Consider the following 1,184-nt stretch of genomic DNA (forward strand, 5'->3'; position numbering starts at 1 on the left):
CTGGTGACCCTACCGGGATTCGAACCCGGGATACCGCCGTGAAAGGGCGATGTCTTAACCGCTTGACCATAGGGCCTAATTCTATGATTTATGTTTTATTAAATTTTATTGGCTACAATTCATAACCTTGCGGTTACCACTTTCTAGACCTATCCCAATTAGCGACAGCTAATTGATGGAAGGTCTGATGCAACTAGTTTCCCAAGAGGCGTTAGCCGATTGGCAGAAACTATCTGCTGACCATAGGGCCATATTATTCAAGTTTAAATATATTGTATTAAATTGTGAAAGTATGGTTGCAGCTTCGCTGCAAATGTCTTGGTCGCTACATAACGAAATCAAAGATTTCTATTGCGCGACATTTGACCTACCAACAAATTACTTCGTAATTTGGGTTAGGGTCAAGGGTCAGCTTCAGCACGAAATCAAAGATCTCTATTTCGTGACATTTGACCTACCAACAAATTACTTCGTAATTTGGGTTAGGGTCAAGAACCGCTGTGACCATAAACTTAATGCCAAGGGTAATTTAATTTTCAAATAACACATAGTTTAATAAAAAATTGGTAGCGGAGAAGGGAATCGAACCCCTGACACCACGGGTATGAACCGTGTGCTCTAGCCATCTGAGCTACTCCGCCATATTATATGATTTGTTGTGTATGTATGGTTGCGGGAGCAGGATTTGAACCTACGACCTCCGGGTTATGAGCCCGACGAGCTACCAAACTGCTCTATCCCGCGTTATTGGTGCCGAGGATCGGAATCGAACCGATACGGTGTTTTACCACCGCAGGATTTTAAGTCCTGTGCGTCTGCCAGTTCCGCCACCCCGGCATTTGGCTCCCAGGGTGGGACTCGAACCCACAGCCTATCGGTTAACAGCCGAGTGCTCCACCATTGAGCTACCTAGGAATATTACCACTCTTATGAGTGGTGTTCGCTTTTTAAAGTTTGATTACTTTTTTCGAAAATTTAATGTTTTCCATGAGCGACGCTTCGAACGAGGAAATCTTCATTTTGCTTTTTTAAAAAAGAAGATTTCTGAAGTGAGGCTGAGCGAATGGAATTATTAAATTTTCCTTTAGTAATCAAACTTTAATTTCTTTGTTTGGCGACTACCTACTCTCCCACGACGTTTCCATCGTAGTACCATCGGCGTTAAGAGGCTTAACTTCTGTGTT

At 42.9% G+C, this 1,184-nt stretch carries 5 tRNA genes and 1 rRNA gene; all 6 read right to left on the minus strand.

Going from position 1 to position 1,184, the window contains the following annotated elements:
* Position 1: 1 nt before the first annotated feature.
* Positions 2 to 76: transfer RNA gene (locus GKG01_RS08980), tRNA-Glu, on the minus strand.
* 488 nt (positions 77 to 564) lie between these two features.
* Positions 565 to 641: transfer RNA gene (locus GKG01_RS08985), tRNA-Met, on the minus strand.
* A 26-nt stretch (positions 642 to 667) separates the two neighbouring features.
* A tRNA-Met gene (locus GKG01_RS08990) sits at positions 668 to 744 on the minus strand.
* A 4-nt stretch (positions 745 to 748) separates the two neighbouring features.
* Positions 749 to 837, minus strand: a tRNA-Leu gene (locus GKG01_RS08995).
* Between the two features lie 3 nt (positions 838 to 840).
* Positions 841 to 915: transfer RNA gene (locus GKG01_RS09000), tRNA-Asn, on the minus strand.
* A gap of 194 nt (positions 916 to 1,109) precedes the next feature.
* A 5S ribosomal RNA gene (gene rrf / locus GKG01_RS09005) occupies positions 1,110 to 1,184 on the minus strand; the annotation flags it as partial.

This window comes from Finegoldia sp. BIOML-A4, assembly GCF_009679635.1.
Classification (GTDB): domain Bacteria; phylum Bacillota; class Clostridia; order Tissierellales; family Peptoniphilaceae; genus Finegoldia; species Finegoldia magna.